Source organism: Pseudomonas sp. MLB6B, from assembly GCF_054508135.1.
In genome coordinates, this window is sequence record NZ_CP199313.1 from 3,079,133 (window position 1) to 3,098,717 (window position 19,585).

General features: G+C 70.5%; 2 protein-coding genes (1 of these 2 only partly in view). Both read left to right on the forward strand.

The genetic code is table 11. From position 1 onward, the window contains the following. Positions 1-19,023, forward strand: coding sequence for an amino acid adenylation domain-containing protein (locus ACSMEV_RS13800; RefSeq protein ID WP_459208349.1), 19,023 nt, complete (start codon positions 1-3; stop codon positions 19,021-19,023). Beyond that, positions 19,020-19,585, forward strand: the beginning of a protein-coding gene (locus tag ACSMEV_RS13805) for an amino acid adenylation domain-containing protein (protein ID WP_459205647.1). The gene runs 10,801 nt beyond the window's last position; the window shows 566 of its 11,367 coding nt (coding positions 1-566); it begins with the start codon at positions 19,020-19,022; its stop codon lies beyond the right edge, outside the window. The genes ACSMEV_RS13800 and ACSMEV_RS13805 overlap by 4 nt, the downstream gene beginning before the upstream one ends.

Below are 19,585 nucleotides of genomic sequence, written 5' to 3' on the forward strand. Positions count from 1 at the left end.
GTGCCGGCCAACCGCGTGGTGCCCGGTACATCGCGCATCACCCCCGAGATGCTCAGCCTGGTCGACCTGGACCAGGCGACGATCGATGCCCTGGTGGCCGGCGTGCCCGGCGGCGCTGCCAACGTGCAGGAGATCTACCCGCTCGCACCCTTGCAGGAAGGCATCCTCTACCACCACCTGAGCGCCGAGCAGGGCGACCCCTACCTGTTGCAGACGCGCCTGGCGTTCGACAGCGTCGAGCGGCTGCTGGCCTGGGCCGGCGCCTTGCAGCAGGTCGTCGACCGCCACGACATCCTGCGCACCTCGGTGCATTGGCAAGGCCTGGATCGACCGCTGCAAGTGGTGTGGCGCAAGGCCGAGCTGGTGGTGGGAGAAATCGACGACCTGGCGGATGAGCCGGGTACGGCCCGCATCGAGCAACTGCACGCGCGTTTCGATGCCCGCCATCACCGCCTGGACCTTGCCCAAGCGCCGCTCACCCGCCTGTACTACAGCCTCGACCCCGCCAATCATCAGGTAGTGGCGATCCTGCTGTTCCACCACCTGACCCTCGACCACACCGCCGTGGACGTGGTCACTCGGGAGATGCGCGCCCTGTTGTTCGGCCAGGGCGACACGCTGCCGGCCGCCGTGCCGTACCGCAACTACGTGGCCCAGGCGCGCCTGGCGGACCCGGCAGGCCAGGAAGCGTTCTTCCGCGGGATGCTGGCCGACGTCGACGAACCCACCCTGCCGCTGGGCCTGGCCGACGTGCAAGGCGATGGCCGCGACATCGAGACCGCTTTCCAGACGCTGGACACCGCGCTCGGCCAACGCCTGCGCAGCCAGGCTCGTCAGTTGGGCGTCAGTGCCGCAAGCCTGATGCACCTGGCCTGGGCACGGGTGCTCGGGGCGCTCGCCGGCCGCCACGACGTGGTGTTCGGCACCGTGCTGATGGGCCGCCTGCAAGGCGGCGAGGGCGCCGAGCGGGCGTTGGGCATGTTCATCAACACCTTGCCGCTGCGGGTCGATACCCGCGCCACGGCACAGGCCGCCGTACGCGCCACGCACCGCAGCCTGTCGGCGCTGTTGGCCCATGAGCACGCGCCCCTGGCGCTGGCCCAGCGTTGCAGCGGCGTGGCGGCTGGGGCGCCGCTGTTCAGCGCCTTGCTCAACTACCGCCACAGCGGCGCCGACGCACCGCACGAGGGCGAAGGCCTGTGGGAAGGCGTGCGCCTGCTCGGCGGCGAAGAGCGCAGCAACTACCCGCTGACCCTGAGCGTCAACGACCTGAGCGAAGGTTTCAGCTTCAACGTGCTGGCGGTCGAAGGCATCGGCGCGCAACGGGTGATCGGGTGGATGGGCGCCGCACTTGGCCAGTTGCTGGAGGCGCTGGAGCAAGGTGCGGCCCATACGCTGGACAGCCTGCCAATCCTCGACGAGACGGCGCGCCGACAGTTGCTCGGCGACTTCAACGCCACCGCTCGCAGCTTCCCGCGCGGGCAGACCGTGCATGCCCTGGTCGAAGCCCAGGCGGCGCAGACGCCGGATGCCTCGGCGCTGAGCCAGGACGGCCAGGCGCTGAGCTATGGCGAGCTCAACCGACGCGCCAACCGCGTGGCGCATCGCCTGATCGAGCGCGGTGTGCGGTGCGGCGATCGGGTCGCGCTGTGCCTGCCGCGCAGCGTCGAACGGATCGTCGCCCTGCTGGCCGTGCTCAAGGCCGGTGCTGCCTACGTGCCGGTCGATCCCGACTACCCGGCCGAACGCATCGCCTACCTGCTCGGCGACAGCGCGCCGGCCTTGCTCCTGGCCGACGCCAGCCTCGGCGGCCTGCCCAGCGCGGTGCCGCGCCTGGACCTCGACCAGGCGGACGTCTGGCACACACTCGACAGCGACCCGCAGGTGGCGGGCCTGGACGCCCAGCGACTGGCCTACGTGGTGTACACCTCCGGGTCCACCGGCCAGCCCAAGGGCGTGATGATCGAACACCACACCCTGGCCAACCTGGTGCACTGGCACTGCGAGGCCTTCGCCCTGCAAGCCGGGGAGCGCACCTCGAGCGTCGCCGGCTTCGGTTTCGACGCCCTGGCCTGGGAGGTCTGGCCGGCCCTGTGCGCCGGCGCCACCCTGCACCTGCCTCCGGCGCACATAGGCAACGAGCACGTCGACGAGCTGCTCGACTGGTGGCTGGAGCAGCCTCTGGCGGTCAGCTTCCTGCCGACGCCGGTGGCCGAGCAGGCACTGCGCCGCGAACGCCAGCACCCGACCTTGCGCACACTGCTGATCGGCGGCGACCGCCTGCGCCAGTTCGACCGCGATCCCGGCTTCGCACTGGTCAACAACTACGGGCCGACCGAAACCACCGTGGTGGCCACTTCCGGCACGGTGTTGCCGGGTGCGACGCTGCACATCGGTCGGCCCATCGCCAACACCCGTGTCTACGTGCTGGACGCGCAACGCCAACCGGTGCCGATCGGCGTGGCCGGCGAGCTGTACATCGGCGGGGCGCAGGTGGCCCGCGGCTACTTCAACCGGCCCGAACTGACCGCCGAACGCTTCCTCGACGACCCCTTCAGCCGCCAGCCGGGCGCACGTCTGTACCGCAGCGGCGATCTGGTGCGCTGGAACGCCGATGGCACCCTGGATTACCTGGGCCGCAACGACGACCAGGTGAAAGTGCGCGGTGTACGCGTGGAATTGGGCGAGATCGAAGCCGCCCTGCGCGCGCAGCCCGGCATCGACGATGCCGTGGTGCTGGTGCGCGGCGAGCGGCTGTTGGCCTGGTTCAGCGAAACCGTGCCGGTGCCGCTCGAGCGACTGCGCCAGGGCCTGCTCGCCAGCCTGCCGGCGCACCTGCAACCGCAAGCCTTGGTGCGGGTGGCGCAATGGCCGTTGACCGCCCACGGCAAGCTCGACCGCCGGGCACTGCCCGAACCCGATGCCCTCGACCTGCTCGGCGAAGGCTACGTGGCGCCGCAAGGCGAGACCGAAACCCGCATGGCGGCCGTCTGGGCCGAGGTGCTGGGCGTCGAGCGGGTAGGGCGCCACGACGACTTCTTCGCGCTGGGGGGCCATTCCCTCTTGGCTGTGACCCTGATCGAGCGCCTGCGCCAGCAGGGCCTGGCGACCGACGTGCGGGTGCTGTTCAGCCAGCCCAGCGTGGCCGCGCTCGCCGCCGCCCTGGGCAGCGACCGCCAAGTCAGGGTGCCGGAAAACCGCATTGCGCCCGACTGCACGCAGATCACCCCGGCGATGCTGCCGTTGATCGACCTCGACGAGGCCAGCCTGGCCCGCATCGTCGCCACGGTGCCCGGTGGCGCAGCCAACGTGCAGGACATCTACCCGCTGGCACCGCTGCAAGAAGGCATTCTCTACCACCACCTGAGCGCCGTCGGCGCGGACCCGTACCTGTTGCAATGGCGCATCGCCTTCGATGGCCCGGCGCGCCTGCGGGCCTTCGCCGAGGCCCTGGACAAGGTCGTCGCCCGGCATGACGTGCTGCGTACCGCCGTGCTCTGGGACGGCCTGGCACAGCCGGTGCAGGTGGTGTGGCGCCAGGCACCGCTCGCGGTGATCGAACAAGGCGCGTCGACAGCGGCGTCCGCCCCGGCTCTGGAGCTGAGCCAAGCGCCGTTGATCCGCCTGCTGTACGGCCAAGGTGACGCTGGCCAGCGCATCGAAGCCACCTTGCAGTTCCACCACATCGTGCTCGACCACACCGCCATGAAAGTGGTGCTCGAAGAAATCCGCGACCACCTGCGCGGCCAGGCCCCGACCCAGCCTCCGGTGCCGTACCGCAACTACGTGGCCCAGGCGCGCCTGGCCATCAGCGAAGCCGAGCACGAAACCTTCTTCCGCGCCGCACTGGGCGACATCGACGCGCCGACCCTGCCGTACGGCCTGACCGACACCCAGGCCCAGGCCGGCGCGTTCGAACTGGCCACCGTGCAGCTGGACACCGACCATTACCAGCGCCTGCGCCGACAGGCCCAGCAATTGGGCGTCAGCGCCGCCAGCCTGGTGCACCTGGCCTGGGCAAGGCTGGTGTCGGCCACCAGCGGCCAGGACAGCGTGGTGTTCGGCACCGTGCTGCTCGGCCGCCTGCAAGGCGGCGAGGGCGCCGACCGCGGCCTGGGCATGTTCATCAACACCTTGCCGTTGCGTCTGGACCTCAATGGCCTGGGCGTGCGCGACGGTGTGCGCCTGGCGCACCAGCGCCTTGGCGCGCTGCTCGTGCACGAACACGCTTCCCTCGCCCTGGCCCAGCGCTGCAGCGGCGTGGCGGCGCCGTTGCCGCTGTTCAGCGCGATGCTCAACTACCGCCACGGTGCCAGCGCCGCCGAGCAGCAGGTGCAGCGCGAAGCCCTGGAAGGCATCGAAGCCTTGCCCAGCGGCGGGCATGGCAACTACCCGCTGAGCGTCAACGTCGATGACCTGGGCGACGGCCTGCGCCTGACCGCGCAAGTCACTTCGCACGTGGGCGCGCAGCGCGTCTGCGCGCAACTGCAACAGGTGTTGCTCGGCCTGCTGGATGCCCTGGAGCGGCAGCCCGACTTGCCCGTCCAGCACCTGACGGTGCTGCCCGCCGAAGCGCGCCAGCGGTTGCTCGACGCCGCTGCCGGCAGCCTGCGTGCGCAGTCTGAACAGCAGCCTCTGCACCAGCTGTTCGAAGCGCAGGTGCGGCACGCTCCCGACGCGCTGGCCCTGGTGGGCGAAGAAGGCGAGCTGAGCTATCGCCAGCTCGACGAACAGGCCAACCGACTGGCCCACCACCTGATCGCGCTGGGGGTCGAACCCGACCAACGTGTGGCGATCTGTGTCGAGCGCGGCCTGTCGCTGGTGGTCGGCCTGCTCGCCATCCTCAAGGCGGGCGGGGCCTACGTGCCGGTCGATCCTGGCTACCCAGCGGCGCGCATCGCGCACATGCTGGCCGACAGCGCGCCCCTGGCGGTGCTGGCCCACGCAGCGACCCGTACGCACGTGCAGTCGTCGTCGATCCCGGTGATCGACCTGGACGCGCCGACCTGGGGCGAGCAGCCGATCAACAACCCCCGCGTGCCGGGCCTCGGCGCGCAGCACCTGGCCTATGTGATCTACACCTCCGGCTCCACCGGCCTGCCCAAGGGTGTGATGGTCGAGCACCGCAACCTGGTCAACCTGGTGCAATGGAGCCAGGGCTTGTGCACCGGCAGTGTGCTGCACAAGACCCCGGTCAGCTTCGATGCCTCGGTGTGGGAACTGTTCTGGCCGCTGTGCAGCGGCCAGCGCCTGGTCCTGGCGCGCCCGGACGGCCAGCGCGACCCGCACTATCTGGCGCAACTGATCCAGGCGCAGCAGGTCAACGTGGTGCAGTTCGTGCCCGTGTTGCTGCGCCAATTCCTCGACCAGGCGCAGAGTGCCGCGTGCACCAGCCTGACCGACATCGTATGCGGCGGCGGCGAGCTGACGCCGGCCCTGGCGGCCCTGGTGCGCCAGCGTCTGCCGGGCGTGCGCCTGCACAACGTCTACGGCCCCACCGAAGCCACCGTCGATTGCAGCCTGTGGACCCTGGAGCCCTACGCGCCGTTGCCGCACGACGTGCTGCCGATCGGCCGCGCCATCGACAACACCCAGCTCTACGTGCTCGACCGCTACGACCAGCCGGTGCCGTGGGGCGTGGTCGGCCATCTGCACATCGGCGGCGCCGGGGTCGCCCGCGGCTACCTGGGCCTGCCCGAGCAACAGGCCGAACGCTTCATCGCCAGCCCGTTCGCGGCCGGCGAGCGGCTGTACCGCAGCGGCGACCTGGTGCGCCAGCGGGCCGACGGCAACCTCGAATTCCTCGGCCGTAACGACCACCAGGTGAAAATCCGTGGCTTGCGCATCGAGCTGGGCGAAATCGAGGCCTGCCTGCTGCGCGAGGCCGCAGCGCGCGACGCCGTGGTGCTGGCCTTCGACGAACGCCTGGTGGCGTACTACACCGGTGCGCCACAGGCGGCCGACAGCCTGCGCCAGACGCTGCTCGCGCACCTGCCCGACTACATGGTCCCGGGGCTGTACGTCCACCTCGACGCGCTGCCGCTGACCCCCAACGGCAAGCTCGACCGCCAGGCACTGCCAGCGCCGGACGCCAGCCTCCAGCAAACGACGTACGAGGCGCCGCAAGACGGCACCGAACGCCTGCTAGCCCATCTGTGGGCCGAGCTGCTCGGCGTCGAGCGGGTGGGGCGGCACGACAACTTCTTCGCCCTCGGCGGCCATTCGCTGTTGGCCGTGAGCCTCACCGCACGCCTGCGCCTGGAAGGGTTGCAGGTCGATGTGCGGACTCTGTTCGGCCAGCCGACCATCGCCGCATTGGCGGCCACCCTGGGCCGCAACCGGCAGGTCGCCGTGCCCGAGAACCGTATTCCGGCCGATTGCGCGCACATCACGCCCGCGCTGCTCAGCCTGATCGACCTCGACCAGGCCGCCATCGACCGTATCGTCGCCAGCGTGCCGGGCGGCGCCGCCAACGTGCAGGACATCTACCCGTTGGCGCCGTTGCAGGAGGGGATTCTCTACCACCACCTGAGCGCGCCCGAGCACGACCCCTACGTGCTCTATTCACGCATGCGCTTCGACAGCGCCGAGCGCTTGCAGGCCTTCGCCGATGCGCTGGAGCAGGTGATCGCGCGGCATGACGTGCTGCGCACCAGCGTGCTGTGGGACGGCCTGCCGCAGCCGGTGCAGGTGGTCTGGCGCCAGGCACCGCTCGCAGTCATCGAAACGCCCGTTGGCGCTGAGGACGCAGGCGTCGCTTGCGACAGCCGCCTGGACCTGGCCCGCGCGCCCCTCATGCGCTTGCTGCACACCTGCGACGATGGCCGTATCGAAGCCACGCTGCAGTTCCACCACATCGTGCTCGACCACACCGCCCTTGAGGTCATCGGCCAGGAGCTGCTGGCCTTCATGCAGGGTCAGCCCGCCCCGGCGCCGGCTCCTGCGCCTTACCGCAACTACGTGGCCCAGGCGCGCCTGGGCATCAGCGCGGCCGAGCACGAAGCCTTCTTCCGCGCGCAGTTGGGCGACATCGATGCGCCGACGCTGCCGTACGGCTTGAACGATGTGCAGGGCGACGGCCGCGACATGCAGGAGGCCAAGCAGGCGTTGGCGCCCGCACTGGCAACCGGCCTGCGCCAGCAGGCGCGCGTACTCGGCATCAGCGTCGCCAGCCTGTTCCACCTGGCCTGGGCCCGCGTGCTGGGCGCGGCCAGCGGCCAGGACCGCGTGGTCTTCGGCAGCGTGCTGCTCGGCCGCCTGGAAGGCGGCGAGGGCGCCGAACGGGCCTTGGGCATGTTCATCAACACCCTGCCGCTGCGCGTCGACCTGGGCCAGGTCGGCGTGCGCGACGCAGCGCTGGCCACGCACCAGCGCCTGAGCGCGCTGCTTGCCCACGAGCATGCTTCGCTGGCCTTGGCCCAGCGCTGCAGTGGCGTGGCGGCGCCGTTGCCGTTGTTCAGCGCGATGCTCAACTACCGCCACGGCGCCGAACGCAGTGCCGAGCAGCAGCAGGCCTGGGAAGGCATCGAGGTGCTGGACGCCCAGGAACGCACCAACTACCCGCTGAGCCTGAACGTGGACGACCTGGGCGAAGATTTTCGCCTGGTGGCCATGGCCCCGGCGCAGGTGGGCGCGGCGCGGGTCTGCGCGCAGATGGGCCAGGTGCTCGAAGCCATGCTCGCGGCGCTGGAGCACGACCCGCAGTTGCCAGCGCAGCGCCTGTCGGTGCTCGACGCACCGGAACGTCGGCGCGTGCTGGTCGAATTCAACGACACCCAGGTCGCCTATGAAATGGAGCGCACGCTGCATGGCCTGATCGAAGCGCAGGTCGAACGCACGCCGGAGGCGTTGGCGGTCAATGCGCAAGAAGGCGCATTGAGCTACCGCCAACTCAACGAGCAGGCCAACCGCCTGGCCCACCACCTGATCGACCTCGGGGTCAAGCCGGACGACCGCGTGGCGATCTGCGTCGAACGCGGCCTGTCCATGGTGGTGGGCCTGCTGGCCGTGCTCAAGGCGGGCGGTGCCTATGTGCCGGTCGACCCGGAGTATCCGGCCGAACGCGTGCGGCACATGCTCGAAGACAGCGCGCCGGTGGCGGTGCTGGTGCATGCCGCCACCCGCCACGTGCCGGGCGACGCCCAGGTGATCGACCTGGACCTGCCGACCTGGCACGCATACCCCGCCAGCAACCCCGTGGTCGCTGGCCTGACGCCACGCCACCTGGCCTACGTGATCTACACGTCGGGCTCGACCGGGCTGCCCAAGGGCGTGATGAACGAACACCGCGCGGTGGTCAACCGCCTGCTGTGGATGCAGGACGCCTACGGCCTGGAAGCGGACGATGTGGTCTTGCAGAAAACGCCGTTCAGTTTCGACGTGTCGGTATGGGAATTCCTCTGGCCGCTGCAAACCGGTGCGCGCCTGGTCATGGCCCGCCCAGGCGGCCACCGCGACCCCGAGTACCTGCGCGAGACCCTGCACCGCGAGGGCGTGACCACGCTGCACTTCGTGCCGTCGATGCTCGACGTGTTCCTCGCCCATGGCGAGGGCTCGGCAAGCGCCCTGTACAAGGGGCGCCTGGCGCGCGTGCTGTGCAGTGGCGAAGCCCTGCCGGGCAGCCTGGTGCGCAGGTTCCACGCGCACCTGCCGGACGTGGCCCTGCACAACCTCTACGGCCCGACCGAAGCGGCGGTGGACGTCAGCGCCTGGCCCTGCGCCACGGCACCGGACAACACGCCGATCGGCAAGCCGATCGCCAACACCACCCTTTACGTGCTCGATGCCGAGGGCCAGCCGGTGCCGCAGGGTGTGGTCGGCGAGCTGTTCATCGGCGGCGTGCAGGTAGCCCGCGGTTACCTGAACCGCGCCGCGCTCACCGCCGAGCGTTTCGTCGACGATCCGTTCGCCCCGCATGCCGACGCACGCCTGTACCGCACGGGCGATCTGGCCCGGCACCTGCCCGACGGCAACCTCGAGTACCTGGGCCGCAACGACGACCAGGTCAAGCTGCGCGGCCTGCGCATCGAACTGGGCGAGATCCAGGCAGGCCTGACCGCCATCGATGGCGTGCAGGAGGCGGTGGTGGTCGCCCGCGACCAGCGCCTGATCGCCTACCACACCGGCACGCCGCACTGCAGCGAAACGCTGCGCGAGGCCCTGCTGGCGCACCTGCCCGAATTCATGGTGCCGGCGCAGTTCATGCACCTCGACGCGCTGCCGCTCAGCCCCAACGGCAAACTCGACCGCAAGGCGCTGCCTGCGCCGGGCGCGGTCGAGGAGCGCCCGTTCGAGGCGCCGATTGGCGCCACGGAAACCTTGTTGGCCGCGCTCTGGAGCGAACTGCTGGGGGTGACGCGCGTTGGCCGTCACGACAACTTCTTCGAGCTGGGCGGCCACTCGCTGCTGGCGGTCAGCCTCACCTCGCGCCTGCGCCAGCAGGGCTTGCAGGCCGACATCCGCGTGCTGTTCGGCCAGCCGACCCTGGCCGCTTTGGCGGCGGCCATCGGCGACGACTGCGCGTTGCAAGTGCCGGCCAACGGCATTGCGGCCGGCTGCACGCACATCACCCCGGCCATGCTGCCGCTCGCGGAGCTGTCGCAGGCCTCGCTCGACGGGCTGGTCGCACAGATTCCGGGCGGTGCGCGCAACGTGCAGGACATCTACGGCCTGGCGCCGTTGCAGCAGGGCATCCTCTACCATCACCTGGCCAGCGAAGGGACCGACCCTTACATCTTGCACGCCCGCTTCGCCTTCCCCGACCAGGCCACCCTGGAGGCGTTCGCCGCGGCCCTGGACCAGGTCATCGCGCACCATGATGTGCTGCGCACCAGCCTGCACTGGCAGCATCTCGAAGAGCCCGTACAGGTCGTCTGGCGCGAGGTGCCTTCGGTCCGAGCCGGTTGGGCGCTTGAGGACGCCACGCCCCTCAGTCTGGGCAGTGCGCCCTTGATCCGCCTTCACCCTCTGCAAGCCGATGGGCGCCTCGAAGCGACCCTGTCGATCCACCACATCATCCTCGACCACGCCGCCGTGGCGCAGCTGGTGGCGCAGGTCACCGCCGTACTGCACGGCCAGGCGCTGCCGCTCGACAGCGTGCCGTACCGCAACTACGTGGCCCAGGCACGTCTGGGCGGCGACAGCCAAGCCGAGCAGGCGCTGTTCCACGAGCTGCTGGGCGACATCGACGCACCGACCGAAGTCTTCGGTCTGCGCTCCGCGCACAGCGATGGCCAACCCGTGTTCGACGCCCGCCAGGCGCTCGACCTCGACCTGTCCGCCCGGTTGCGTGAGCAGGCGCGGCGGTTGGGCATCAGCGTTGCCAGCCTGCTTCACCAGGCCTGGGGGCAGGTGCTGGCCACGCTGTCCGGGCGTGAGGAGGTGGTGTTCGGCACCGTGCTGCTCGGCCGCCTGCGAGGCGGCGAGGGCGCCGAACGGGCGCTGGGCATGTTCATCAACACCTTGCCGCTGCGCGTCAGCGTGGGTGCGCAAGGGGTCGCCGAGGGCGTGCGCCTGACCCACCAGCGCCTGGCCCGGTTGCTCGCCCACGAGCAGGCCTCCCTGGCCGCCGCGCAGCGTTGCAGCGGCGTGCCGACCACCCAGCCGTTGTTCACCAGCCTGCTCAACGTGCGCCACAGCGTGCCGGCCGAGACCGGGCTGCGCGACGCCTGGCAGGGCATCGAACAACTGGCGGCGCACGAGCGCAGCCACTACCCGCTGGTGGTCAACGTCGACGACCTGGGCGATGCCTTCGTGCTCACCGTACAGGCCGTGGCGCAGGTGGACGGCAGCCACGTCTGCCGCCTGCTCGAGGCCGCTCTCGACCAATTGGCCAAGGCCCTGGAGCAGGCGCCGACAACGGCCCTGGCACAGCTCGGGTGCCTGCCACCCGCCGAGCGCGAGCAAGTGCTGCACGGCTTCAACGCCACGCGCCGCGACTACCCGCGCGACCAGGCCGTGCACCGGCTGTTCGAGGCCTGCGTCGCACGCAGCCCGGACGCGCTCGCGGTGGTGCACGGGCAGCGGCAGCTCAGCTACCGGCAGCTCGCCCAGCAGGCCAACCGCCTGGCCCATCACCTGCTGAGCCTGGGCGTGGGCCCAGGCGACCGCGTCGCACTGCTGCTGCCGCGTGGGTTCGAGCTGCTGGCGGCGCAGCTGGCGGCGAGCCAATGCGCGGCGGTCTACGTGCCGCTCGACGGCAATGCACCGGCCGAGCGTCAAGCCTTCATGGTCGCCGACAGCCAGGCCAAGGTGCTGCTGACCCACAGCGGCGAACCGCACCTGGGCGAGGCCTTGCGCGTCGAACTCGACCGGCATGACTTCGCCGAGTACCCGACGCATTCGCCAGACATCGCGGTCGATGCCGATAGCGCGGCGTACGTCATGTACACCTCCGGCTCCACCGGCGCGCCGAAGGGCGTGCAGGTGCCGCACCGGGCCATCGTGCGCCTGGTGATCAACAACGGTTTCGCCACCTTCACCGCCCAGGACCGGGTGGCCTTCGCCTCCAACCCGGCGTTCGACGCCAGTACCCTGGAAGTCTGGGCGGCGCTGCTCAACGGCGGCGCGCTGGTGGTCATCGACCAGGACCAGGTGCTGTCGCGCCAGGCCTTGCGCGAGGTGCTGCTGGAACGGGCGGTCAGCGTGCTGTGGCTGACCGCGGGGCTGTTCCACCAGTTCGCCGACGACCTGCTGCCGGCGCTGGCCAGGCTGCGCTACCTGATGGTCGGCGGCGACGTGCTCGACCCGGCGGTGATCGCCCGGGTCCTGCGCGAAGGCGCGCCGGCCCACCTGCTCAACGGCTATGGCCCGACCGAAGCCACCACCTTCAGCACCACCCATGCGATCGCCAGCGTCGGCGAGGGCAGCATTCCCATCGGCAGACCGGTCGGCAACGGCCGTTGCTACGTGCTCGATGCCCGCCAGCAGCCGCTGCCGGTCGGCGCGGTCGGCGAGCTGTACATCGGCGGCGACGGCGTGGCCCTGGGCTACCTCGGCCAGCCGGCGCTGACTGCCGAGCGCTTCCTCGACGATCCGTTCAGCGCCGAGCCAGGCGCACGGATGTACCGCAGCGGCGACCTGGTGTGCTGGCAGGCCGACGGCAGCCTGCGCTACCTGGGCCGCGCCGATCAGCAGATCAAACTGCGCGGTTTCCGCATCGAATTGGGCGAGATCGAGGCGTGCCTGGGCCGTTGCGCCGGTGTCCGCGACACCGTCGTGGTGCTGCGCGAAGACACCCCTGGCGACAAGCGCCTGGTGGCCTACTTCACGGCCGACGCACCCGTGCCGGCCCTCGCCACGTTGCACGAACACCTGCAAGGCCAGTTGCCGGACTACATGCTGCCGGCGGCCTACGTGCGCCTGGACGCACTGCCGTTGACCGCCAACGGCAAGCTCGATCGCCGGGCGCTGCCGCTAACGGACGCCCACGCCGTGCTCAGCCGCACCTTCGAAGCGCCGCAGGGCGAGGTGGAGCGCACACTGGCAGCCATCTGGGCAGCCGTGCTCAAGGTCGAGCAGGTCGGCCGCCACGACCACTTCTTCGAACTGGGCGGCCATTCGCTGCTCGCCGTGACTCTGGTCGAGCGCATGCGCAACGCCGGGCTGAGCGCCGATGTGCGCGTGCTGTTCGCCCAACCGACCCTGGCGGCGCTGGCCGCGGCGGTGGGCAGCGGGCGCGAAGTGCAGGTGCCGGCCAACCGGGTGCCATGCGATGCCGTGCGGATCACCCCGGCCATGCTCAGCCTGATCGAGCTCGACCCGGCAGCCATCGAGCGAATCGTCGCCAGTGTTCCGGGCGGTGCCGCCAACGTGCAGGAAATCTACCCATTGGCCCCGTTGCAGGAGGGCATCCTCTACCACCACTTGAGCGCCGAACGCGGCGACCCGTACCTGCTGCAATCGCGCCTGGCCTTCGACAGCCTGGCTCAGTTGCGGACGTGGGCCGGGGCGTTGCAGCAGGTCATCGACCGCCACGACATTCTGCGCACCGCGGTGGTCAGCGATGGGCTGGAGCAACCCGTGCAGGTGGTGTGGCGCGAGGCGCAAATGGCCGTGACGGCGATCGACGACCTGGTCGGCGACGACGTGATCGGCGCCCTGCAAGCGCGCTTCGACGCCCGTCACCAGCGCCTGGACCTCGCGCACGCCCCGCTGATGCGCCTGGTGCATGCCGACGATCCGAGCAACGCCCGCGTGGTGGCGATCCTGCAATTCCACCATTTGGTCCTCGACCACACCGCCATGGAGGTGATCGCCGACGAAATGCAGGCCTTGTTGGCCGGCGACGGCGGGCGACTGCCTGCGCCGGTGCCGTACCGCACCTATGTCGCGCAAGCGCGTCTGGGCGCGGACGCGGCTGGTCACGAGGCGTTCTTCCGCGACATGCTGGGCGACCTCGACGCCCCCACGCTGCCGTTCGGCCTGGCCGATGTGCGCGGCGACGGCGGCGCCATCGAAGAGGCGCACTTGCCGGTCGCGCCCGCCGTGGCCCGGCAATTGCGCGAGCAGGCCCGGCGCCTGGGCGTGAGCGCCGCGAGCCTGGCGCACCTGGCCTGGGCGCGGGTGCTCGGGGTGCTGGCCAACCGTACGGACGTGGTCTTCGGCACCGTACTGATGGGCCGCCTGCAGGGCGGCGAGGGCGCCGACCGTGCCCTGGGGGTGTTCATCAACACGCTGCCGCTGCGCATCGACCTGACCGCCCCCGTGGCGCAGGCCGTGCAGGTCACCCACCAGCGCCTGTCGGCCTTGCTCGGCCATGAGCATGCATCCCTGGCGCTGGCCCAGCGTTGCAGTGGCGTGGCGGCTTCGATGCCGCTGTTCAGCGCCTTGTTCAACTACCGCCACAGTAGCGCCGGCACGCCCGCCAGGAACGATGCCCACCTGCAAGGCGTGCGCCTGTTGGGGGGCGAGGAACGCAGCAACTATCCGCTGACGCTCAGCGTCGACGACCTGGGCGAAGGCTTCGCCCTGAGCGTGCTGGCCCAGGAGGGCATCGGCGCCGAACGTGTCGCGCAGTGGATGGACCAGGCCCTGACGCAACTGGGCCAGGCCCTGGCGCAGGCCGCCGATACCCCGGTCGAGGGGCTGTCGATCCTCGATGGGCCGGCCCGCCGGCAACTGCTCGAAGCCTTCAACGCCACGACCCGCGCGTATCCACAAGGCCGCAGCGTGCATGCCCTGGTCGAAGCCCAGGCCGCGCGAGCCCCGCAAGCGGCGGCCCTGGTGCAGGACGGCCAGGTGCTCAGCTATGGCGAACTCAACCGCAGCGCCAACCGCCTGGCACACCACCTGCTGCGCCGTGGCGTGCGCCTGGGCGACCGGGTCGCGGTGTGCCTGCCGCGCAGCTTCGAGCGCCTGGTCGCTGTGCTGGCCGTGCTCAAGGCCGGCGCCGCCTACGTGCCGGTGGACCCCGGCTACCCGGGCGAGCGCATCGCCTATTTGCTGCACGACAGCGCGCCCACGCTGGTGCTGGCCGATGCCAGCACCACGCACCTGCTCGGCGACGCCGCGCAGGTGCTGCTGGACCGCGACGCCTGGCAGGGCGAGGTGCAGGACGACCCGCACATCGCCGGGTTGGATGCGCAGCAACTGGCCTACGTGGTCTACACCTCCGGCTCCACCGGCCAGCCCAAGGGCGTGATGGTCGAGCACCACACCTTGTGCAACCTGGTGCATTGGCACTGCGAGGCCTTCGAGCTGGGCGCCGGCAGCCACACCAGTACGGTGGCCGGCTTCGGCTTCGACGCGGTGGCCTGGGAAGTGTGGCCGGCGCTGAGCAGCGGCGCGGTGCTGCACCTGCCGCCCGCGCGCATTGCCGGCGAGCACGTCGACGAACTGCTCGACTGGTGGCTGGAGCAGCCCTTGCAGGTCAGCTTCCTGCCCACTCCAGTGGCCGAGCAGGCCCTGCGCCGCGAGCGTCAGCACCCGACCCTGCGCACCTTGCTGGTGGGCGGCGACCGACTGCGCCACTTCGACCGGGATCCAGGCTTTGCGCTGGTCAACAACTACGGCCCGACCGAAACCACCGTGGTGGCGACCTCCGGGCAGTTGCAACCTGGCGCCGCCTTGCACATCGGCCGACCGATCGCCAACACCCGCGTGTACGTGCTCGACGGCCAACGCCAGCCGGTGCCGGTCGGCGCGGTCGGCGAGCTGTACATCGGTGGCGCAGGCGTCGCCCGTGGCTACCTGAACCGCGCGGACCTCACCGAGCAGCGTTTCTTCGCCGACCCCTTCGACAGCGAGGCCCAGGCGCGCATGTACCGCAGCGGCGACCTGGTGCGCTGGCAGGCCGACGGCACCCTCGAATTCCTCGGGCGCAACGACGACCAGGTGAAAATCCGCGGTGTGCGCGTGGAGCTTGGCGAAATCGAAGCCGCACTGGCCGCGCAGCCTGGCATACGCGAAGCCGTGGTGCTGGTGCGCGACGAGCGGCTGCTGGCTTGGTTCACCGAGGCCGCGCCGGTGGCCGTCGAAACGTTGCGCGGCGCATTGCAGGCGAGCCTGCCGTCGCACCTGGTGCCATTGGCGTTCATGCGCCTCGAGGCCCTGCCGCTGACCCAGCACGGCAAGCTCGACCGCCAGGCCTTGCCGGACCCGGACCCGCAGTGGCTGGTCGGCCAGGCCTACGCCGCTCCGCAGGGCGCGGTGGAGACCGCCCTGGCCCAGGTCTGGGCCGACATGCTGGGCGTGCCGCAGGTGGGCCGCCACGACAACTTCTTCGAACTGGGCGGCCACTCGCTGCTGGCGGTCAACCTCACCGCGCGCTTGCGCCGCGAAGGCTTGCCGGTCGATGTGCGCACCTTGTTCGGCCAGCCGACCATCGCCGCCCTGGCGACCACCCTCGGCGCGGCGCGGCAGGTCCCGGTGCCGGACAACCTGATTCCAGCCGGCTGCACCCACATCACCCCGGACCTGCTGCCGCTGGTGGCGCTGGACGCCGACGCCATCGAGCGCATCGTCGCCCAGGTGCCGGGCGGCGCCGCCAACGTGCAGGACATCTACCCCCTGGCCCCCTTGCAGGAAGGGATTCTCTACCACCACCTGAGCGCGGCGGAGCATGACCCCTACGTGCTGCAATCGCGCTTCGCCTTCGCCAGCCGCGAGCACCTGAGCCGCTTCGCCGCGGCGTTGGACAAGGTCATTGCCCGCCACGACGTGCTGCGCACCGCGATCCTCTGGGACGGCTTGCCGCAGCCGCTGCAAGTGGTCTGGCGCACGGCGCCGCTCGCGCTGATCGACACCGCTGCGAGCCCTGGCGAAGCGGCCAAGGGCAAGCTCGATCTGTCTCGCGCGCCGCTGCTGCGTCTGCTGCACAGCGAGGTCGCAGGGCGCATCGAAGCCACCTTGCAGTTCCACCACATCGTCCTCGACCACACCGCCATGGCGGTGGTCGGCGAAGAGCTGGTCGGTTACCTGCAAGGCGACGCGGAGCCTGCCCAGCCGTCGGTGCCTTACCGCAACTACGTGGCCCAGGCGCGCCTGGGCGTCAGCCAGGCCGAGCACGAGGCGTTCTTCCGTGCGCAACTGGCCGACATCGACGAGCCGACCCTGCCGTTCGGCCTGAGCGACGTACAGGGCGACGGCCGCGACATCGAGGAGGCCCAGCTGTGGCTGCCCGACGACCTGGCCCAGCGCCTGCGCCAGCAGGCGCGGCTACTGGGCGTCAGTGTGGCCAGCCTGTTCCACCTGGCCTGGGCCCGCTTGCTAAGCGCGGCCAGCGGCCAGGACCGCGTAGTGTTCGGCACCGTGCTGCTCGGCCGTCTGCAAGGCGGTGAGGGCGCCGAGCGGGCGCTGGGCATGTTCATCAACACCTTGCCGCTGCGCATCGACCTGGCAGGCACCGGCCTGCGCGAAGGGGCGCAGATGGCCCATCGGCGCCTCAGCGCGCTGCTGGCCCACGAACACGCGCCCCTGGCCGTGGCCCAGCGTTGCAGTGGCGTGGCCGCGCCACTGCCGCTGTTCAGCGCGATGCTCAACTACCGTCACAGCACCCAGGCCAGTGCCAGCCAGCGCCAGGCGAGCCAGGGCATGGAGACCCTCGAAAGCCAGGAGCGCAGCAACTACCCGCTGGGCTTGAACGTGGACGACCTGGGCGACGGCTTGCGTCTGGTGGCCATGACCCCGGCGCACATCGGCGCGGCGCGCATCTGCGGGCAGATGCACCAGGTGCTCGCAGCCATGGTCACAGCCCTCGAAGACCAGCCGGAACTCGCCTTGCAGCACGTGCCGGTGCTCGACGCCCAGGAGCGCCAGCGCGTGCTGGTGGACTTCAACGCCACCGCCGTGCCCTACGACCTGGAGCACACCTTGCACGGCCTGATCGAGCGCCAGGTGGCGCGCACGCCGGATGCGTTGGCGCTACGTGCCGAGGAGGGCGACCTGAGCTATCGCCAGCTAAACGAGCAGGCCAACCGCCTGGCGCATCACCTGATCGACGTGGGGGTCAAACCCGACGAACGCGTCGCGATCTGCGTGGAACGCGGCGTGTCGATGGTGGTAGGGCTGCTGGCCATCCTCAAGGCGGGCGGCGCCTACGTGCCGGTCGACCCCGACTATCCGGCCGAGCGCGTCAGGCACATGCTCGACGACAGCGCGCCCGTGGCGCTGCTGGTGCATGCCGCGACCCGCGAGGTGGCGTCGCATGCGCACGTCATCGACCTGGATCGGCCGACCTGGCAGGCGCAGCCGGCGACCGATCCGGTGGTCGTGGCCTTGACCCCGCGGCACTTGGCCTACGTGATCTACACCTCGGGCTCCACCGGCTTGCCCAAAGGCGTGATGAACGAGCATCGCGCAGTGGTCAACCGACTGCTGTGGATGCAGGACGCCTACGGCCTGACGGCCGACGACGTGGTCCTGCAGAAGACTCCGTTCAGCTTCGACGTCTCGGTGTGGGAGTTCCTCTGGCCGTTGCAGACCGGCGCGCGCCTGGTCATGGCCCGGCCGGGCGGGCACCGTGATCCTGAGTACCTGCGCACGGCCATCCGCCGCGAAGGCGTGACCACACTGCACTTCGTGCCCTCGATGCTGGACGTCTTCCTCGCCCATGGCGAGGCGGCGGCCGACGGCCTCAAGCGCGTGCTGTGCAGCGGCGAAGCCCTGCCGGGCAGCCTGGTGAGCCGATTCCACGCGCAGTTGCCCGACGTCGAGTTGCACAACCTCTACGGTCCGACCGAGGCCGCAGTGGACGTCAGCGCCTGGCCGTGCGTCACGGCGCCGGACGACACCCCGATCGGCACGCCCATCGCCAACACCACCCTGTACGTGCTCGATGGCCAAGGCCAGCCGGTGCCGCAGGGCGTGGCCGGGGAGCTGTTCATCGGCGGCGTGCAGGTGGCCCGCGGCTACCTGAATCGGCCCGAACTCACCGCCGAGCGCTTCCTCGACGACCCGTTCAGCACCCGGCCGGGCGCACGGATGTACCGCACCGGCGACCTGGCGCGGCATGCGCCCGACGGCACGCTGCATTACCTGGGGCGCAACGACGACCAGGTGAAGGTGCGCGGCCTGCGCATCGAGCTGGGCGAAATCCAGGCGCGGCTGACCGCCGTCACCGGGGTCAAGGAGGCCGTGGTGGTCGCCCGCGAACACCGCCTGATCGCGTACTACACCGGTGCACCGCAGACCAGTGACACCCTGCGCGCCGCGCTGCTCGCGCATCTGCCCGAGTTCATGGTGCCGGCGCAGTTCATGCACCTGGACGCGCTGCCGCTCAGCCCCAACGGCAAGCTCGACCGCAAGGCGCTGCCCGACTCGGGCGTGGCGCAGGAGCGCCCGTTCGAAGCGCCCGAAGGCGACACCGAAACCCTGCTGGCCGCCATCTGGAGCGAGCTGCTGGGCGTGGCGCGGGTAGGGCGCCACGACAACTTCTTCGAACTGGGCGGCCACTCGCTGCTGGCGGTGACCCTGACCTCGCGCTTGCGCGAACAGGGCCTGGAAGCCGACGTGCGCGCCCTGTTCGAACAACCCACTTTGGCCGGCTACGCAGCCATCACAGACAGAATGGAGATCGTCCTGTGAGCATCAACCAACTACTTACGACCCTCACGGCCAACAACGTGCAACTGGCGCTCAAGGACGGCCAGCTGATAGTGCAGGGCAACCGCCAGGCATTGACCGACGCGGCCCTGGTGGCGCGCCTGCGCGAGCACAAGCCCGCGCTGGTGGCGATGATCGAGCGCGGCGAGTACGTGGCCGTCAAACAAGGCGCGGTGCAGGTGCCGGACAACCTCATCGCACCCGGCTGCACCCACCTCACGCCGGCGCTGCTCAACCTGATCGAGCTCGACCAGGCCAGCCTCGACGGGCTGGTCGCCGGCATCCCCGGCGGCGCCCCCAACGTGCAGGACATCTACCCCTTGGCGCCGCTGCAACAGGGCATGTTGTTCCACCATGCCAGCGCCACCGGGCACGACCCCTACGTGATGCAGGCGCGCTTCGAATTCGCCAGCGAACAGCGCTTGCAGGACTTCGCCGAGGCCTTGCGCGGCGTGATCGCCCGCCACGACATCCTGCGCACCTCGGTGCATTGGCAGGGCCTGGAGACCCCGCTGCAAGTGGTCTGGCGGCAGGTCGAGCTGCC